Below are 17,358 nucleotides of genomic sequence, written 5' to 3' on the forward strand. Positions count from 1 at the left end.
ATCATACTTAATGATTTCAGTTCCTTTTTCCAATTAAAATAGTTTGGAAAGACAAGGTGGCACAATGCCAAAGCGATCAATAGAACACCTATTATTTTAAAATGTATTTCCATTACTACTTGCATTCAAAAACAGACATAAATGCTGTAAATTTTTGTTCCTTAAAAGACTGGAAACCTGCCTCTTTAAAGGATTTTTCCCAAGTTTTTTTTGAGAAAAAATGCGTAAACCCAATAGTAAAAGCTATAAAATTCGGTAAATCTCTTAAATGTTCAACCATAATTACGGTTCCAGTAGGTTTGCATACTCTGTGACATTCTTTCAAAAATTGCACCCTCTCTTCGTGTCTGCGGATTTCATGAATTGCGGATAGTAAAAAGATATGGTCTACAGATTGGTCATTTAATGGAATAACACTCGAACTTATCTGTATGGTATTAGGATATACCCTACTCACTTTTCTTGCTCGCACAATAGCAGGCTCCGTATGCTGTTTCGCATTATAAAAATCAAATACCTGTAACTGAGATTCCGAAAGAACACTTTTTATAATAAAGCTAGTCTCATCAAATCCAGCATTTATATTCAAAATAAAACTGTCCTTTGCATTAGTAAAATGCATTTGCCTTAACCAGTTAAAATTATAAAATCCAGAAAAATCATAAACATAAGCTGATACAATCAAAGGCATTAATAGTCCGTAGATGAATCCTGCAATAATAACCCAAAATAAAAGGTCTGACCAATGAAACATGACCTTACTTCCAATAATAAAAGCCAAAGCAATTAATCCATATACATAAAAATGCCTGTTAAAGCTTAGAATATTTATAAGGCCTTGAAACTGACGTCTCTTTATTTCCATAATTCTTTTTTACCTTTTTTCCAATAATAAGGAATATCATTAATGATGAAAGCATTGGCTAAAATTGGATTATCTAGTTTTAACCTATTCAAAAAATCGAAATGGTAATCTAAAACTTTAACTGGACTTGGCAGCCAGTTTTGGCGCACGCCTTCTATGATAAGTACTTCCTTAGTTTTATAATTATAAGTGAATGTAAATGGTAATGGTCCTGCAAATCTTCTAGCTTCCTTCCAACTATCAAAAGGTGAATTTTCAGGTAATGCGATGTCCTCCTCTCCTTTGCCAATGCGTACTTGGAAGATTGATTTAACGGAGGATATTTCTTTGGATTTTTGATTTTCAACTTGTTGAATATCGGTGCTGGTATAATTATAGTGAGTGAAGATATTTCCAAAAAATTCCATTTTAGGTTTATTGGTTTCTGATTTCAAAATATATAAACCTCGTAAATTTTTACCTGCAGCATTAGTGTACCGAACAAAAACACGGTAACCAATAAGAAAAAAATCGTTTCCCAACAGTTTAGGAAAACCTTTCGGTCGCAAATCTTTGGTTTGAACCATCGCTACTGCTAGAAATGCCCATTTATCTTGAAAAGTATCCAATTGTAAACAATCCGGAATTAAAGATTGCAATTGTTCTTTTGAAACAGCAAAAGTTAACACTAATGAACTTTCAAAATAGGCTTCAACTGCAAAAGGATGATTTTTTAATTGAGCTAACATTGCTTTAATAGTATAGATTTTTGCGTAAATAGAATTCGTTGTAGTATATTACTGATATCAATAGAAATGCGAAAACCATATTCATTCTTCCCCAAAGTAATAAATCTGGCACAAGTATGAATTCAAGAATATTCATAAACGCAATTACTGCGATTTGTACAACTGCATTTAGTTTTCGCATAATTCCACTTAAAATCCAAAAAGCCATTAAGATTTCCGAAAATCCTATTAATATGGTTAATGGTCTGGAATAGTCTTCATTTAAAATCTTCGCAATGATCTGCTCGTGTCTAGGTACTAGATTTAAAATTTTACAAAAGAGTCCGTTTATAATCCAAATTAAAGCAAAACAATAATTTAAAACATTATAAATTCTATTTGCATTCATTGTAAAAAAATCAAAAAAATAATACTTTCATTTTTATATGAGTTCACAATACTAAGATACAATATGTTTATGCAATTTAACATAAAACTCCATGAGAGTTAGTTGATAACTTCTGAATATCTTATTTTATCAACAGAAATAAAGAGCAAGCTTTTAGATATGTAATTAGCTGAAAGACTTTGCTTAGTCATACACTAATCTACTTACACCGAAGGTTCGGTTCAGCACAAAGCACAGCAAACATCTGCTACACTCCGAAAAAGAAGGTTTTATCTGGTTAGTTTTTTTTCATGTAAAGAGGCAACTAAATAAGTTACCTCTAAAGAATCGAATTTCGTTTTTTTTAAACATACTCCTATTAGAGCTATTTGAACCGTAAGCAGCAGCCTAGATAAAAATATTAGTTAAAACCTGATGCTTCATGCTACCCTAAGAAATAAACACGATGCGTTTCAAAAGCAACAATAGATCTTATTGATTGTATTCTTCGTTTGTCACTTCATGCAACCAAACAGTTTCACCTTTTTCACGTCCAGTAATGGCTATCTGAACAAAAGCAGTATCAGCGCTTGCACCATGCCAGTGAGGAACATCAATAGGGCATTTTACGACCTCTCCTTTACGAATGATTACCTTGTTCTTTCCCTCTTCCTGATAATAACCTACTCCCTCCAAAGCTAAAATAATTTGTCCTGCGGGATGTGAATGCCATTTTGTCCTTGCGCCAGGTTCAAAAGTAACACTTCCAACGGCATTCTGATTAACACTGTCTGCACTAACCAAATTGTTAAGCCAAGCGGTTCCAGTGAAATTATCATTTGTAATCCTTTCCCCTTTTGCGAATATTGGTTCATGGCTATTCGGTTGAATAGCTTGATCTTTTACAGATGATTGTTGGCAAGAAATAGCCGTTGTTCCAAATAAGAAAAATAATACTATACTTTTTAATTTCATCATTTTTTAACTCTTAAATTTACTCTGATAGAATTTTACTAACTTATTTACAGCTTGCTCTACATATTCAGCCTTCCAATAAGTTTGAATATGCGTGGCACCGTCAATTAAAAACAATTCTTTATTTTCAGCATTACTGACTTTGCTAAACGCTTCGTCCGTCATATATTTAGTATCTGCTTTACTTCCTGCAATCATTAACAAAGGTTGATTAATTAATTCAATCCCATCCGTTGCATCCCAGGTCATCAGATCCATTAAACTGCTCATGGTATATAAGAAAGTTGAATTTGGGTGCGCGTGAGTCCTATAATAATATTCATACCCTTCACGATACAAGTCAGTTGAAGTTTTGGCAATTTCTTCATCCGTAATACTAGCCACACCTACGTAACTTATCTTTCCTTCTACACGCTCCTGTGTACGTGCTGCGGTCGCTTGTTGTAAGCGTTCTTGAATACTATTTAATTGGGAGTTCTGAAAGCCATTACGTCTTACCTCACCGGAGTTGAACATGCTTAATGTAGCGACGGCTTTAAAACGTTTATCGCTTTGTACAGCTTTCAATGTATAACCCCCACCAGCACAAATACCCAAAATACCTAATCGATTTTGATCCACCCCAGGGTATGTCGTCATAAAATCAGCCATTCCGTGTATATCCTCAGTACGGAATTGAGGCTTATCCGTATGCCGTGGTTTACCCCCACTACCGCCTTGATAACTTGCGTCAGCCACAAGTGTAATAAACCCAGCTTCCGCTAAGCGTTGTGCATACAATCCTGCGGTCTGCTCTTTGACACCTCCATTAGGATGGGCTACGACTACAGCTGGATATTGCTTCGAAGCAGTATAGTTTGCTGGAGTATAAACATTTGCAACGATATCAATTCCGTTTAATGTATAAGTCACTGGATGGATATTTACTTTTCCAATTACATTCTCGGAGATTGCTCCCTCATATACTAGAGAATAAGGATTTTGTTCTGCTTTATGGTAATGTTGAGCATTCACGCTCTCTGTCGCTATCGATGTAAAAGTTACTGCAATTATTGATGTTAAAATTCTCATTTTATTTAATTTGTTACCTTTTCAAAAATTACTTATCGGTCTGAAGCCGTTAATAATTTCGTGAATGACATGGAGCCTAATTTCCAGCTATCCCCTTCTTTTACATACACTTCGGTGACTACAAATGGGTTTGTCACTTCATTTCCTCCCACCACCGCTACCAGTGTAATCCTGTTTAAAAGTATGGCTGTTGATCCTATGATATTTACTGACACCTCATGGATATCTGCCTTCTTGTAATGGATACCTCCACTTTTGATAACGCGAAGCTCCTGCTCCTTGTTCATGTTACCACCCATGTGGACGAAAACAGCTTTCTCGTGAAATAGCCGGTTAAGAGTATCCAGCTTTTTATCCGACATCCATTGCCATTTTTCTTTTGAAAGATTAATAATTTCCTGCGCTGGGGCAGAATTTTGTGCCCATGAACACTGTAATGTTAGGGCAATTAAAAACAGGGTTAAAATTGTTGCTTTCATAATAATTTATAGTTTAATTATACCGATTAATCCAAGCCTTTTTCTTTAAGCCATTGTGCCAAAAGATCAGCTACTTCGTTATTATTTAAATCAGAAAACGGAAAATGCGTATTTCCCATAATTCCACTTTCGGGAAGATGTACTACGGTTGCATCACCACCATGCTTATTGATGGTTGCTGCCCACAACCTTGCCATTTCCAGACCCGAACGCCAATGATCTTTATTCCAGACATCCGTTGGCTCTTTTGCAATGTTATCACCATAGTACACGACGATTGGAATTTTAGTCAATCTTTCAAAATCAGCTAATGGAATTTCGACACCTTGTAATGGACCGAATAGACCTGTTGACTTTATCGCCTCGGGCAATTCTCCTACTGGAAACACGAAGCTACTATAAGGCTCATAAGCTATCACTGCTTTAACATTGTGGTTTTTTATAGCTGTAAACCAGCCGGGCCCTCCTCCCTGAGAATGAGTTACCAAAATACCTTCTCCAATCTTTTCAAATAACTGGGATACAGCATCTGAAATAACATGAGCATCAAAAGCTCCAGTATTTGGTGTCATTTGTCGAAAAAACTGTTCCAAAGAAGCTTTATCTTTAGGGAATTGAACGTTAGGGAAGTAATCGGGATAATTTCCTATTCGGAATTGAGTAAACCAAAACTGCTCGTCGGGAGTTGCCTTGATGTGTTCCTCAATAGTGCTTCTGCCAGCTTCTCCACGTCTAGGTTGATCAAGCAAATACACGCCATAACCTCGTCTCAAAAAGATATTCTGAAAGCCCTCTCGTCCATCAGGAGTCGTTTCCCAAGTTTTTTTAGATTGACCAGCTCCATGTAAAAATACCATTGGATACTTACGTGCCTCTTGCGGCACTTGATAAAAGACATAAGCATGATCACCGTGAAAGGTTTGTCCATCGGGTTTCAATGGTTGGGCCAAATCGAAAGTTCCTTCCGCAGAGATTTTTGTTCCGCCAACAGCAAAACTCCCTTGTTCCTTAATGATCAAAGAATTTTCGCTGCTGTGTTTCTCTGTTTTTTTTGCGTTCGTACAGGCAGACATTGCTACTATTAGTAAAAAGGGGATATTCCTCATCATAATCTAGTTTATTTTATCATTTGCAAGGACTTCATCTAAAACTTGCTGAGCCACTTTAGCTTCTTTTTTTCCAATGGTTGATTTTAATACTGTTACAAACTCTTGTAACTTTTCGGAATTTAAACCTACATTCCGACAAATGATTAAATGTGAACGTAACATAGGTTCTGCTTTACCAATTGAAGCTATTACCGAAATGGTAACCAATTCCCTTTCTGCGTAGTTCAACACATCACGTTCAAAAATAGCTGCAAATAAATGTTCTTTCAAAAAACGGTCTATTGTCGGTGCAAACGCCGAATATCCGCTTAGTGATTCTGGCTGCTGTGTTTTAGTTAATTCTTCTAATATCTTTTTCCCACGCGTATACTTATTTACGTTTTGATCTATAGGTGAAGCTTCATCACCTATTTCGTCCACTATACCACTAGCTTTACGATCATCAACAACCTCCATAAAGCTTTGTAAAGCCCGAATACTACGCGGAAACCCACAATATGCATAGGTATGTACCAATACTTCCTTTATTTCATTGATCGTTAACCCTTCCTCAAGCCCCGTATTTAACGCTATTTTCAACTTATCCAAATCACCTTTGGCTGTAAGTGAAGAAATTGCAATTATGTTTTGTTCTTTCTTAGTTAACTCATTCGCTGTTGCCATTATTTGTTTAGCGTTTACATGATAGACCATACCCACTATTGCAATAAGTACCAATACTGCCACTTTCACCTTTTGTTTCTTCATACCGTTATCGTTCATTTAACACTTTCATTATCAACTAGTTGTTTCAATTCTTTTTGCGTCTGTTTAAAAATTATCCAATGGATCGTAAATCAATGATTGTATCTTCTTAAAGAATGGCTTACATACTATTAAAGCTCCTGAAATCTCCATGTAGGAAGTCTAAATACGAACAAATAAATTCCTTAAGTGTTCGTACTTATTTTTGAAGTACTATCATGCAGCGTTCGATACTTTTGCCTGATTATCCGGTTACCATGATGACTATCCACTCCTTGGTATATGCTAACAGCAACATAAATATTAAACATACTAATCCGACATCCAATTTAAATTCTCGCTTTCCTATAAACAATTTAAAACCTATACATTCAAAGTTTTAACCAAATTAAATCATTTAACTAGGACAAAGGTGCAGGTTAATTTTAGCAAATTACTTATACCAATTACGGTATTACCTACCAAAATCACTGATTATAAAATGACTAGTCATATAGAGGACAATGATTTTGTAACTTTGTGAGTAAGTTTTTAAATAACATGGCAATGGAAGATGTACTTTATTTTAACAGTATAAAGGAATACAACGATTTTAACAACAATGAAACCTTGCACCCTTTGGTAAGTGTGGTTCATTTAGATAAAGCCGAACCAAGAAAACTTAGGCGTTTGCGATATGGCTTCTATACTGTCTTTCTTAAGCAAATTTATTGTGGCGACTTGCGCTATGGACTGAGCAACTATGACTATGAGGAAGGTACTTTGATATTTCTTGCACCAAATCAAGTAATCGGGGAAAATGGCAATAGTTTTTACCAGCCTCAAGGTGTAGCCTTGGTTTTTCACGCTGATTTGATTTCAGGAACTTCACTCGGGAAAAATTTAGGCAATTATCATTTTTTCTCCTACACTGTCAATGAAGCCCTGCATTTATCAGAAAAGGAAAGGAAGATTGTCGAAGATTGCTTTTCCAAAATCCAATATGAATTGCAACATGCCATAGACAAACATAGCAAGCAACTCATTATATCCAATATTGAACTGTTCTTGAATTATTGTTCACGTTTTTATGACCGTCAATTTATTACGCGGGATAATATTCATAAAGGTATTTTAGAACGATTTGAAGAAATTCTAAACAACTATTTTTCTTCAAATAAACCTCAGACTATCGGATTACCATCTGTATCCTGGTGTGCTAATGAACTAAATTTATCAAGTAATTATTTTGGTGATTTAATTAAAAAAGAAACAGATTTAACCGCACAAGAATATATTCAATCGAAAGTAATTCAATTAGCCAAAGAACGTTTTTTTGTTCCCAATAAATCTATTAGCGAAATAGCCTATGAGTTAGGTTTTAAATATCCCCAACATTTTACACGATTATTTAAGCAAAAGACTGGTATAACGCCAAATGCGTATAAAAATTTAAATTAAATTTTGAAATAATCACCTCGTTGATGTAAGTAGGGCTAATTCCTAATTTCCGAATAAGCCGCCTCCATGCTGCATCTAAATGAAGTTGCTACCATTCCCTTGTGCAAGTAATAAAAGTTTGGTTTAAATTTAATTACCTATGAGTAGATATGCAGATAATTAGTTAAGAAAGGGGCAGTATAGATATCATATAACAAAGATTACAAATTGAAAGCTGCAAGAAAATCTTAATAGTTACTTTCGATTAAAGGAAATGAAGCATGATTCACAAATTTAATGGATGTATCTTAGCAAATGCATCAGTAAAACAGGTATTAAGTTGATAGGAACGAGATAATAGTATTTGGAATTTGAAAATGCTACCAACCAAAGCTATTGACCTTCTATTACAAATAACTAAAAAAAAGAAGTGTTTAAATCAAAACACATCCTTATTTTTCCCATAAGCCATAGGTAACTAAAAAGGAGTAATAACTAGAAATTCGCTAAAGATTTACCCATATTTATTTCAGCGCTACCAAGGGAGGCGTAAAATTTATCATCTTTTACAGCAAAGATATATTTTCATTGATTTTATGCCCGCATATCAGGCTCCAAAAAAGGGAATAGTCTAGTCATAATCATGCTACTAAAAACCTTGATAGGGCATGATCTTTTCAGACCATGCCCTATTCATTATTGTATCAACTGTATTTTTTTAAACTATATGCCTGTATATTTTAAACATAAAGACAACTCGTAGTCGCTAATATCCAAAGCAATTGTCTTTTGATTAAGGATTCAACGATAACTTGTTTTTTCTGACCTTACCAACCTTCATTTTGTGCAATACCTGAATTACTAATAACCTGAGGAGGAATAGGCCACACATGGTGAATTGCAGGATTAAACTGACGTCCAGGCCATACTTCTATAATTGTAAATTTTGAATTAGGATCATTTTTCACTAGGTGTTGGCGTCCCGTAGCAGGCTTACTGTATGCTTCCTTGGCATCTCCCCATCGTACAAGATCTGAGTGTCTATCCGTGAATTCACCAGCAAATTCTACCCTACGCTCTTGCTTCAAATTATTTAAAGTAGCTCCTTTTATGGGATTAAGACCAGCTCGATCACGAATCAAATTGATTTCATGATCTCCATTTTTACCTTGCATTATTAATGCTTCAGCTTTCATTAACAATACATCAGCATAACGAACTAAAGGAATATTTAAATCTGAAGTTGGATAATTTCCATTTGGATTTAAATGTTGTTCCTTAGGGAAGGAAAATGGATTCATATATTTATTAAATTGAAATCCAGTTTGCGAATTAGAAGAAGCATACTTGGTTACATTTCCAAATAACACGTATTCATCAGCAAACTCTAAAATTGTCGCTTTTTTACGTGCATCACCTTGTTCAAAAGCGTTATATAGCTCTAATGTCGGATGAAAATATCCCCAACCATTGTATAAACCAAAGCCTGTGTTTTCAAATACTACTGCAGGAAAAATTGATCCTTCGACTTTATTTGACACTACGGAGAATATATATTCTGAAGAAAAATTATTCGAAATATAAAAAACACTTGCAAAATCAACTTTTGGATTATTCGTATCAATTAATTTTCGATTGGAACCTGAATTAGTGACCATATCTGCATACTTTACGACCTCTTGCCATTTAGTCTGATCATATCTTGCCCATTGAAGATTAGTCTTTGCCAAATAAGCATATGCTGCATCTTTATTAGCTCTACCCAGATCATCTGCACCATAACTAGTTAATAAAGGCAATAAAGCAGCTGATTTCAAAAGGTCACTTTCAATTTGTTCAAAGTTTTCGATTACATTTTTTGGACGTACAAATGATTTCTCAACCATATTCTTTTCTGTAACAATTGGAATACCTGCGCGTTGATCTCCATAATATTGTGCTAAATAGAAATAAGCATAACCACGCATAAAATACGCTTCACCTAATATTCTATTTTTCAGTTCCTCAGAAAAAGTTATTTCTGGAATCTTTGCGATGATTGAATTAGATCGTTGTATAATTTCATAAAACCGCTTATAAAAAGAATTAACTCTACCCTCAGCACCAGTGGCCGTAAAATTTCGTACCGCAGCAGAACCAGCATCCGTACGGCCTGTGACTACATCATCAGAAGCATTAACATACCAAAACAGTCCTCTACCAAACAGGTCATCATTATTAAAATGTTGATATAAACCATTAACAGCGGCAATGGCATCCGATTCTGTTTTCCAAAAATTCTCGTTTGTAACACTTCCTTGTGGAGTTAAATTAGTGAAATCTTTGTTACAGGATTGAAAACCAAAACTTGTTACCAATACCGCAACTGTCCATCTTAAGATTGATTTTTTATATATTGTTTTCATTATACGCAGACTAAAAATTTATATTAAGACCTATAGTGTATGTTTTTGCTAATGGATAATTTCCAACATCTAATCCAATACGTCCAACTTCAGGATCTATCCCTGAATACTTGGTAAATGTCAATGGATTTTCTGCCGAGATATAGACTCTTGATTGTAGTTTAGACCACAATTTTGGTATTGCGTAGCCTATTGTAATATTTTTTATTCGGAAATAATCTGCATTTTCTAAATACCAATCAGAGTTTGTTCCGAAATTGCTATTTGCATCTTGTCTTGATAAAGCTGGAATATTGGTATGCTGTTTATCTTCTCTCCAAGCATCTAACACACGCGCATCTAAATTGTATCCTTGCAAGCCTGCATTATACGTAGACAATTTATAACCATTAAAAACCTTAGATCCAGATATACCATAAGTTAACATACTTAAATCAAAGTTTTCATACTCTAAATTTAATGAAAAGCCATAAGTAACCTTAGGAATTGCGGAGCCCATATATTGGCGATCTTCATCATTTATCCGACCATCTCCATTTGTATCTCTAAATTTTAAATCTCCTGGTCTTGCATGTGGTTGTATTAACTTTCCATCTTTTTGATGCGCTTGTATCTCTTGGACATTATTAAAAATTCCTTCATGAGGTATTAAATAATACGAGTATAACGCCTGGCCTGGTGTAGAACGATAAGGATTTAAGGTACCTCTCACGTTATCAGTATGAACTATATACTGATTTGTAAAACCATCCAAGTTTAATAATTCATTTTGATTAATGCCTATATTCCCTTGTAATACAAAATTCAATTTTCCGAAATGATCATTAAATCGTCCCGTAAACTCAAAACCTTTATTTAACACATCTCCTACATTCGAGGTTGGTCCAAAATTCAACCCTGAATGAGGATCTGCTTCATTAGTCCAGATCATTCCTAATGTTTTTTTACGGTAATAATCAGCGGTTAAATTAAATTTTCTAACGACTTCCAAATCTAATCCAATATTGAACGTCTCGGATGTTTCCCATAGTAAATTAGGATTCGACTGTTTTGTTAATGCAAAATGTCTTTCCAAACCTCCTTTTGAACCGAGCGGTGTCTCGGAACCATTACTCAAGGGTAAATTATAGGCATAATAATCTACCGATTGAATATTTCCTATTTGTCCCCATGATGTTCGTAGCTTTAAATCATTGATATATTCACTGTTAAAAAATGATTCAGAAGATATTTTCCATGCCGCTGATACTGCAGAAAAAAAATCAGATTGATTTTTTGTAGCCAAACGCGAAGTACGATCATTACGTATACTTGCACTTAACAGATATCTACTCGCGTAATTATAATTTACGCGCGCAATTGTTGATGTCAAGGCATCTTCAAATGCATAACTAGAAGGCAATTTTGGAATTGATCCTGAATTCTCTAAATATTGATACCAATCATCCTCACGCTCAAATCCCATAGCTTGGATATTGTATTGCTCATAATTTGTTTTCTGAGCAGAATAAACTAGGACGGCATCTAGTTGATGAAAACCAAACTTTTTGTTATAATTCAATTGTTGATCCCAAATCCAACGATTTTCACGCGATTCATAATGTGACAAATAATTACTACTATTTGATCTTCCTATTTCTGGAATCTTTGGCTCAAATGTTTTCGATGCATTTCGATCCAGATTAACTGCAAAATTAGACTTAAAAGATAATCCATCTATAATGGTATATTGAAGGAAAGCATTAGCATTTATATTTAGGACAGGGTTTTTAATGGATGGTCTTAGCAACAAGGCTACTGGATTGTAAGTGTCTCCATAAGCAGCGGAAAATTGAGCAAGGTTAATAGGAACTGTCCCGTGAAATAAACCTTGTGCATCATATACTGGAGCAGCAGGATTCATATAAATTGCATTGATAATGGAACCACTATAACCACTTGAAGTATTAGTCCCTCTTGCTTGTGTATGGTTAACATAAAAATTTTGCCCTAAAGACAATCTTTCCGTCAAATCAAATGCTGACTTTATTCTATACGTAAAACGTTTATATCCTGTATTTAACAATACCCCATCTTTATCATGGTATCCGAAAGAAGAACTGTATCTCGACGTTTCAGATCCTCCGGATAATTGCACATTTGCATTCAAGATATTAGCTGTACGAAATATTTCTTCCATCCAGATTGTACGCGATTCTTGTCCCCAAGGATTAAGTGTTGGATTATGACCATCGGCTACTATTAAATTATTACGATCAGATGCCATTTGATAAACCTGAGAATACTCTTTTGCATTCAATGCTTTTGGCAGATTTGAAGCATTTTGCCAACCCCTATATAAATCAACATTTAATTTTGAAACTCCTGATTTACCACTTTTAGTTGTAATTACGATTACCCCAGAAGAAGCTTGTGCCCCATAAATAGCTGCTGCAGATGCATCTTTCAAGATATCAATAGTTGCAATATCATTTGGATTAATTGGCCCTCCATAATATGGAATTCCATCGACAACATACAGTGGTTGTTCATTATTAAGTGTACCCATTCCTCGAATGATAACATTCGGTCTAGCTGATGGATCACCGCCCGAAGACATCACAGTTACACCTGCCACATTACCCTGCATCATCTCAGACATATTCGTAACAGGTCTCGCAGCATTCTTCGATACATTAGTCATAGAACTTACAGCCGTGGTAAGATCTCCTCGCTTTTGCTGTCCATAACCTATTATTACAACTTCATCCATTGAAGAATGACTATCTACCAATTGGATATCTAGACTTGTATCTTTAAGTTTATTCAAAATAAATTCATACGATACATAACCGATCATACTAACTTTTATCTTATATCCTTCATTTTCTTGATTGTCATCTAAGACGTATGCTCCATGAATATTTGTAGCGGTTTGCGCAATTATTTTACCCTGTCGATCAACCAATTGAATCGTGGCCCCTGGTAATAAACCACCATTTTGGTTCGTAATTATTCCGGAAAGTTGTTTTGATGACTGCGCCCAGGAGTTTATAGCTAAAAACAAACTAATCCCCGTAAACAGGTACCTTAAATTCTTAGTGATGTATTTTTTTTTCATTAACTAACTGTAAAGTGTATTAAAATTTCTTATTGCGACAAAAATATTAATACTAATTTTACCAAATTATTAAAGTTATGTAATCAAAACACCATTAAATACTAGAAATTAAAGATATTAACTGTAAATTTTTTTTCTTTTAACTTATATTTTTACGAAAATTTATTACTAGCTCTATTGTTAAAAAAAATATTTAGGTATAGACACCGTAAATTATCATTTGTTAAATTTAGAATAGCCTTTAGTCATTAAGGCATTCTATTTTCTTTTCTTAGTCAACCTTAAACTCGTAAGCCATCTAGCGTTAATTCAATTTTCAAATCAGCTAAAATTCAAAAACATGAAAAAGAACTTTTTCGCTAATGAACTTAAATTAAGGACCACTGAAATAATAAATTCGCTATGAATGATTTCAAGTCCATCAACAATTCTAGATTACTGGATAGAACATTCCTTATGATCTGGGGTTAAGAAACATTTTGAAATCAGAGAAAATTTTTATGCTTTATACAGCACCCCCAAGCTTAATATTATTAGTTGCCGAAAAATAGCAGATGGAGTATGGAATGCGTATAAATACTTCTTCCACAGTTGTGGAAGATTGGAAAATGACTAGAAATAACCAAGACTTGGCGGAGGAACACATTTTTCACAGTGACACGTGAACCCAATATTCCAGTAATGAATTTCGTTTATGCATAAAGGTGGCAACTGTACTGCACAGAAGTGTTTTTTCATTTTCTAACATCAATTTTAAATTTTAATGGGTTGGCATAAGGAAAAATAATCCACTGCGGAGTGCCGTTCACTTTGTCTATATACCCTAAACTAGACCAAGGAAAGTGGCAAGATATAAAAAGCGTTCCATCATTGATACCCTCGTCAATTATCCTTTGGCTTGTTTTAATAGCTTCATCAATATCGGCATCCCATGCTGTGCTCTTTTGTATGATCTTATTGCTGAGTTAAGCACATGGAAAAAACATTGCTCTTGAAGTGGGGCAAAACAGCATACTCGCTCCTGAATAAAAAAAGGAATTGGAAGTAATGAAAACGACTTGGTGCAAATGGACTATGCGCTAATTACAACCTACTTACTGGCTTCACTGCATTTTTTTGTCTTATTGTTTCATAGGTTTTTCTTAAGAAGTAGAAGGTACTTACACCAATCCAATAATATAAAAACACGATTTAACTACAATATTCATTGATTTAGCTACGATAGCCGGTTCACAATTATTCAATTTTGTATCATAAACTAAAACAGGTAAAAAATGGAAGTAAAAAAAGTATGGTTGGTAACTGGAGCATCAAAAGGATTAGGCCTAGTATTAACGAAAAAATTATTACAACATGGCTATCGTGTTGTGGCTACAACACGTACTCCAGAATTACTAGAGAAAGAAATCGGAAGCACCAGCGCTCACTTTCTGCCGCTTGCGGTTAATTTAGCGGACAACAATGATGTAAAAACTGCCATTGAAAAGAGCATCGCGCATTTTGGTAGAATTGATGTGATTGTGAACAATGCTGGTTATGGTCAAATTGGGACATTGGAAGAACTGACTGATGAGGAAGCAAGAGGAAACTTTGAGATTAATGTTTTTGGAACCTTGAATGTTGTTAGAAATGCAATGCCTTATTTAAGAAAACAAAAATCAGGACATATCTTTAACATTTCGTCGGTAGGTGGTGTTTTTGCTGGCTTTCCTGGTTGGGGTATTTATTGTGCTACAAAATTTGCTGTTGCAGGATTTACCGAAGCATTAGCCGAAGAGGCAAAAATATTTGGGATAAACGCTACAGTAGTTTACCCGGGTTATTTTAGAACGGATTTTCTCTCTAAAGGTTCCGTAAAAACACCTGCTTTAAGGATGCAGGAGTATGAAACCGCCCGACAATCTGAACAGGATCATCTTGAAAGCATCAGTGGTAATCAGCCCAATGATCCCGAAAAAGCTGCGGATGTATTGATTGCGATCAGTCAAGAAAAAAATCCTCCTGTACACTTGTTGTTAGGCAATGATGCTTATAATATACTGAAAAGAAAATTTGAAATCATGACAAACGATGTTGAACAATGGAAAAAACACACGCTTTCTACGGCATTTTAATATCGATTACTTTCTTAATCACCAGTTGTATAAATAATAAACAAATTCCAATGGAAAGAAATAAAACTATCGAAGAAACAAAAGATTATATCGGTATGTGGGTAACAAAAGATGGTCATATTCGACACGAATTATTACCTAATAACCGATATGACGAAGCTCGTGGAAACCGAAAAAGTGCTTATCAAGGTAGTTATAAAATTACTGGCAATCATATTGATTATAAAGATGACACAGGATTTACAGCTGATGGCGTATTTAAAGACGGTGTTTTATATCACGCTGGAATGATTTTATGTAAAGAAAAAAACTAAATTAGCATTATGCAAAAAACATTCCGCCTTGATTCAATTGGCCAGTTTCACTCATTCTGTAACCTACCTAATCCCGAACATCCGTTGATTAGTTTGATTGATTACAGCAGGGTTTCCTATCCCTTTGATGATTCGAAAGTAAAATGGATTCAGAACTTTTATACGATTGGATTAAAGCGGAATGTCCATGCTAAATTCAATTATGGACAGCAACAGTACGATTTCAATTCGGGTGTTTTGTCTTTTATTTCACCACTTCAATTTTTAAATCTAGAAATCAATCAAGATATTATAGCTGAACCAACGGGCTGGTTATTGCTTATCCATCCTGATTTTCTTTGGAATACCTCTTTGGCTAAAAAGATAAAATCATTTGATTTTTTTCAATATGCGGTTAATGAAGCTCTTTTTCTATCAGACAAAGAAGAGAAAATTATAGCTGATATTCTTTTGAAAATAGAACAGGAATATCAATCTAATATGGATAAACATAGTCAAGAACTTATTGTTACTCAACTCGAAATGTTACTCATATATGCAGAACGCTTTTACGAACGTCAGTTTATCAATCGAAGAAAATCAAACCATGAATTGTTAGCGAAGTTTGAAACCTTACTTTCGGAGCATTTTGGAAGCAACAAATTAGCAGAAAATGGGATACCTACTGTAGCTGATATTGCTGAAAAACTAAACATTTCACCTAATTACTTAGGAACACTTTTACGCTTACACACCAAACAAAATACCCAGCAGCATATCCAAAACAAATTGATAGATTATGCCAAACAACAATTAAGTACAACTAACTTGTCTGTGAGTGAGATTGCATACGAATTGGGGTTTGAACATCCACAATCCTTTAGTAAATTATTTAAACAAAAGACTAAACAAACACCTTTGGAATTTCGCCAGTTTTTCAACTGATAAAATGTAAACTTTAGGTTTACCAAAATAACTACCAACGTTTTTCACAGTTGATATGATCTTCCAAATAATTTAGCTAAAAATTATTTTTTAACTGGCTTTTCAATTCCCCACAGCAATGTTGATTCAAATGATAAAGGGATTATAACTACTAATGAAGCTAGCAAGTACAAATTCAATTTCGTGGGATTATTTGTAGGCAAACATGCGCCTTTTGAAAATAAGTTGAACGGCATTGAATATAAACTTGATTCGAAGACTTTCCAATTGACTAGAAAGTTATGGAGGAAGCTTTATGAGGCTCTTTTAAAGGAACAATAGATTTTGTTACCCCAATTAATTATTTAAACATTTTTGTTTTTATTTATTATATTTAAAACATTATTGCCAATTATGAATAATTACTTGTGAAAACTGTTTAATATTTTTGATAAATATTTAATTTAATCAAATAATATTTAACCAAATCATTTTTATAGAGGAGATTTTAAACGCTTTATTTTATTATCAATATTTAGGTTATACGCTATGAATATGATTAGGATATTGTTTTCTAATGGTATTTTAGGATTGTCTAGGAATTGCTATGTGTATGCTTTTAATACAAATATGAGATTCTTCCTGTACATCGAGCGAACCTAATAATGATTAAATTAACCAAACTAATACAATTTATTTAACCTATTTAACCTCGATTTTAGCCCTGTAAATATTTTAATTGTTTTATTATTTTTTATTAAAGGA

General features: G+C 34.2%; 14 protein-coding genes. 4 read left to right on the top strand and 10 right to left on the bottom strand.

The window, feature by feature from the left end:
* Positions 1-115 precede the first annotated feature (115 nt).
* From ACFRAE_RS06115 to ACFRAE_RS06150, 8 genes are all read right to left on the bottom strand, one after another.
* A complete protein-coding gene (locus ACFRAE_RS06115; protein ID WP_422796246.1) occupies positions 116-865 on the bottom strand; it encodes a class I SAM-dependent methyltransferase in 750 nt (249 codons plus the stop codon).
* Positions 856-1,593: a DUF2071 domain-containing protein gene (locus ACFRAE_RS06120; RefSeq protein ID WP_422796247.1), complete on the bottom strand. Its 738-nt coding sequence runs from the start codon at positions 1,591-1,593 to the stop codon at positions 856-858. The genes ACFRAE_RS06115 and ACFRAE_RS06120 overlap by 10 nt, the downstream gene beginning before the upstream one ends.
* 4 nt (positions 1,594-1,597) lie before the next feature.
* Positions 1,598-1,981: a DoxX-like family protein gene (locus tag ACFRAE_RS06125; protein WP_422796248.1), complete on the bottom strand. Its 384-nt coding sequence runs from the start codon at positions 1,979-1,981 to the stop codon at positions 1,598-1,600.
* 471 nt (positions 1,982-2,452) lie between these two features.
* The gene (locus ACFRAE_RS06130) at positions 2,453-2,938 is read right to left on the bottom strand and encodes a cupin domain-containing protein (protein ID WP_422796249.1); all 486 of its coding nucleotides are present in this window, start codon (positions 2,936-2,938) and stop codon (positions 2,453-2,455) included.
* A gap of 3 nt (positions 2,939-2,941) precedes the next feature.
* Positions 2,942-4,006, bottom strand: a complete 1,065-nt coding sequence (locus ACFRAE_RS06135; RefSeq protein ID WP_422796250.1) for an alpha/beta hydrolase — start codon at positions 4,004-4,006, stop codon at positions 2,942-2,944.
* A gap of 32 nt (positions 4,007-4,038) precedes the next feature.
* Positions 4,039-4,485, bottom strand: a complete 447-nt coding sequence (locus ACFRAE_RS06140) for a nuclear transport factor 2 family protein (RefSeq protein WP_422796251.1) — start codon at positions 4,483-4,485, stop codon at positions 4,039-4,041.
* Positions 4,486-4,511: 26 nt separating this feature from the next.
* Positions 4,512-5,594, bottom strand: a complete 1,083-nt coding sequence (locus ACFRAE_RS06145; RefSeq protein ID WP_422796252.1) for an alpha/beta hydrolase — start codon at positions 5,592-5,594, stop codon at positions 4,512-4,514.
* Positions 5,595-5,597: 3 nt separating this feature from the next.
* Positions 5,598-6,341 carry a carboxymuconolactone decarboxylase family protein gene (locus ACFRAE_RS06150; protein ID WP_422796253.1) on the bottom strand — a complete coding sequence of 248 codons (744 nt, stop codon included), beginning with the start codon at positions 6,339-6,341 and terminating at the stop codon, positions 5,598-5,600.
* Positions 6,342-6,857: 516 nt separating this feature from the next.
* Between ACFRAE_RS06150 and ACFRAE_RS06155 the strand changes: the two genes are divergently transcribed.
* Positions 6,858-7,778 (top strand): helix-turn-helix domain-containing protein, encoded by a 921-nt coding sequence (locus ACFRAE_RS06155; protein ID WP_422796254.1) that lies wholly within the window; start codon positions 6,858-6,860, stop codon positions 7,776-7,778.
* 806 nt (positions 7,779-8,584) lie between these two features.
* Here ACFRAE_RS06155 and ACFRAE_RS06160 read toward each other — a convergent pair.
* Both ACFRAE_RS06160 and ACFRAE_RS06165 read right to left on the bottom strand, forming a co-directional pair.
* Positions 8,585-10,162: a RagB/SusD family nutrient uptake outer membrane protein gene (locus ACFRAE_RS06160; protein ID WP_422796255.1), complete on the bottom strand. Its 1,578-nt coding sequence runs from the start codon at positions 10,160-10,162 to the stop codon at positions 8,585-8,587.
* Between the two features lie 10 nt (positions 10,163-10,172).
* The gene (locus tag ACFRAE_RS06165) at positions 10,173-13,262 is read right to left on the bottom strand and encodes a SusC/RagA family TonB-linked outer membrane protein (RefSeq protein WP_422796256.1); all 3,090 of its coding nucleotides are present in this window, start codon (positions 13,260-13,262) and stop codon (positions 10,173-10,175) included.
* Between the two features lie 1,274 nt (positions 13,263-14,536).
* Here ACFRAE_RS06165 and ACFRAE_RS06170 point away from each other — a divergent pair.
* From ACFRAE_RS06170 to ACFRAE_RS06180, 3 genes are read left to right on the top strand one after another with little or no spacing between them, the layout of a single operon-like run.
* Positions 14,537-15,376, top strand: coding sequence for an SDR family oxidoreductase (locus ACFRAE_RS06170; RefSeq protein WP_422796257.1), 840 nt, complete (start codon positions 14,537-14,539; stop codon positions 15,374-15,376).
* 50 nt (positions 15,377-15,426) lie between these two features.
* A complete protein-coding gene (locus tag ACFRAE_RS06175; RefSeq protein ID WP_422796258.1) occupies positions 15,427-15,690 on the top strand; it encodes an Atu4866 domain-containing protein in 264 nt (87 codons plus the stop codon).
* Between the two features lie 9 nt (positions 15,691-15,699).
* Positions 15,700-16,614 (top strand): helix-turn-helix domain-containing protein, encoded by a 915-nt coding sequence (locus tag ACFRAE_RS06180; RefSeq protein ID WP_422796259.1) that lies wholly within the window; start codon positions 15,700-15,702, stop codon positions 16,612-16,614.
* Positions 16,615-17,358: the final 744 nt, after the last annotated feature.

This window comes from Sphingobacterium sp. HJSM2_6 (assembly GCF_049316305.1).
In the GTDB taxonomy this organism is placed as follows: domain Bacteria; phylum Bacteroidota; class Bacteroidia; order Sphingobacteriales; family Sphingobacteriaceae; genus Sphingobacterium.

Excerpts from the sequence above, each read along its gene's own strand:
- ACFRAE_RS06115 (WP_422796246.1), bottom strand. The coding sequence starts at position 865 with ATGGAAATAAAGAGACGTCAGTTTCAAGGCCTTATAAATATTCTAAGC.
- ACFRAE_RS06120 (WP_422796247.1), bottom strand. The coding sequence starts at position 1,593 with ATGTTAGCTCAATTAAAAAATCATCCTTTTGCAGTTGAAGCCTATTTT.
- ACFRAE_RS06125 (WP_422796248.1), bottom strand. The coding sequence starts at position 1,981 with ATGAATGCAAATAGAATTTATAATGTTTTAAATTATTGTTTTGCTTTA.
- ACFRAE_RS06130 (WP_422796249.1), bottom strand. The coding sequence starts at position 2,938 with ATGATGAAATTAAAAAGTATAGTATTATTTTTCTTATTTGGAACAACG.
- ACFRAE_RS06135 (WP_422796250.1), bottom strand. The coding sequence starts at position 4,006 with ATGAGAATTTTAACATCAATAATTGCAGTAACTTTTACATCGATAGCG.
- ACFRAE_RS06140 (WP_422796251.1), bottom strand. The coding sequence starts at position 4,485 with ATGAAAGCAACAATTTTAACCCTGTTTTTAATTGCCCTAACATTACAG.
- ACFRAE_RS06145 (WP_422796252.1), bottom strand. The coding sequence starts at position 5,594 with ATGATGAGGAATATCCCCTTTTTACTAATAGTAGCAATGTCTGCCTGT.
- ACFRAE_RS06150 (WP_422796253.1), bottom strand. The coding sequence starts at position 6,341 with ATGAAGAAACAAAAGGTGAAAGTGGCAGTATTGGTACTTATTGCAATA.
- ACFRAE_RS06160 (WP_422796255.1), bottom strand. The coding sequence starts at position 10,162 with ATGAAAACAATATATAAAAAATCAATCTTAAGATGGACAGTTGCGGTA.
- ACFRAE_RS06165 (WP_422796256.1), bottom strand. The coding sequence starts at position 13,262 with ATGAAAAAAAAATACATCACTAAGAATTTAAGGTACCTGTTTACGGGG.
- ACFRAE_RS06170 (WP_422796257.1), top strand. The coding sequence starts at position 14,537 with ATGGAAGTAAAAAAAGTATGGTTGGTAACTGGAGCATCAAAAGGATTA.
- ACFRAE_RS06175 (WP_422796258.1), top strand. The coding sequence starts at position 15,427 with ATGGAAAGAAATAAAACTATCGAAGAAACAAAAGATTATATCGGTATG.
- ACFRAE_RS06180 (WP_422796259.1), top strand. The coding sequence starts at position 15,700 with ATGCAAAAAACATTCCGCCTTGATTCAATTGGCCAGTTTCACTCATTC.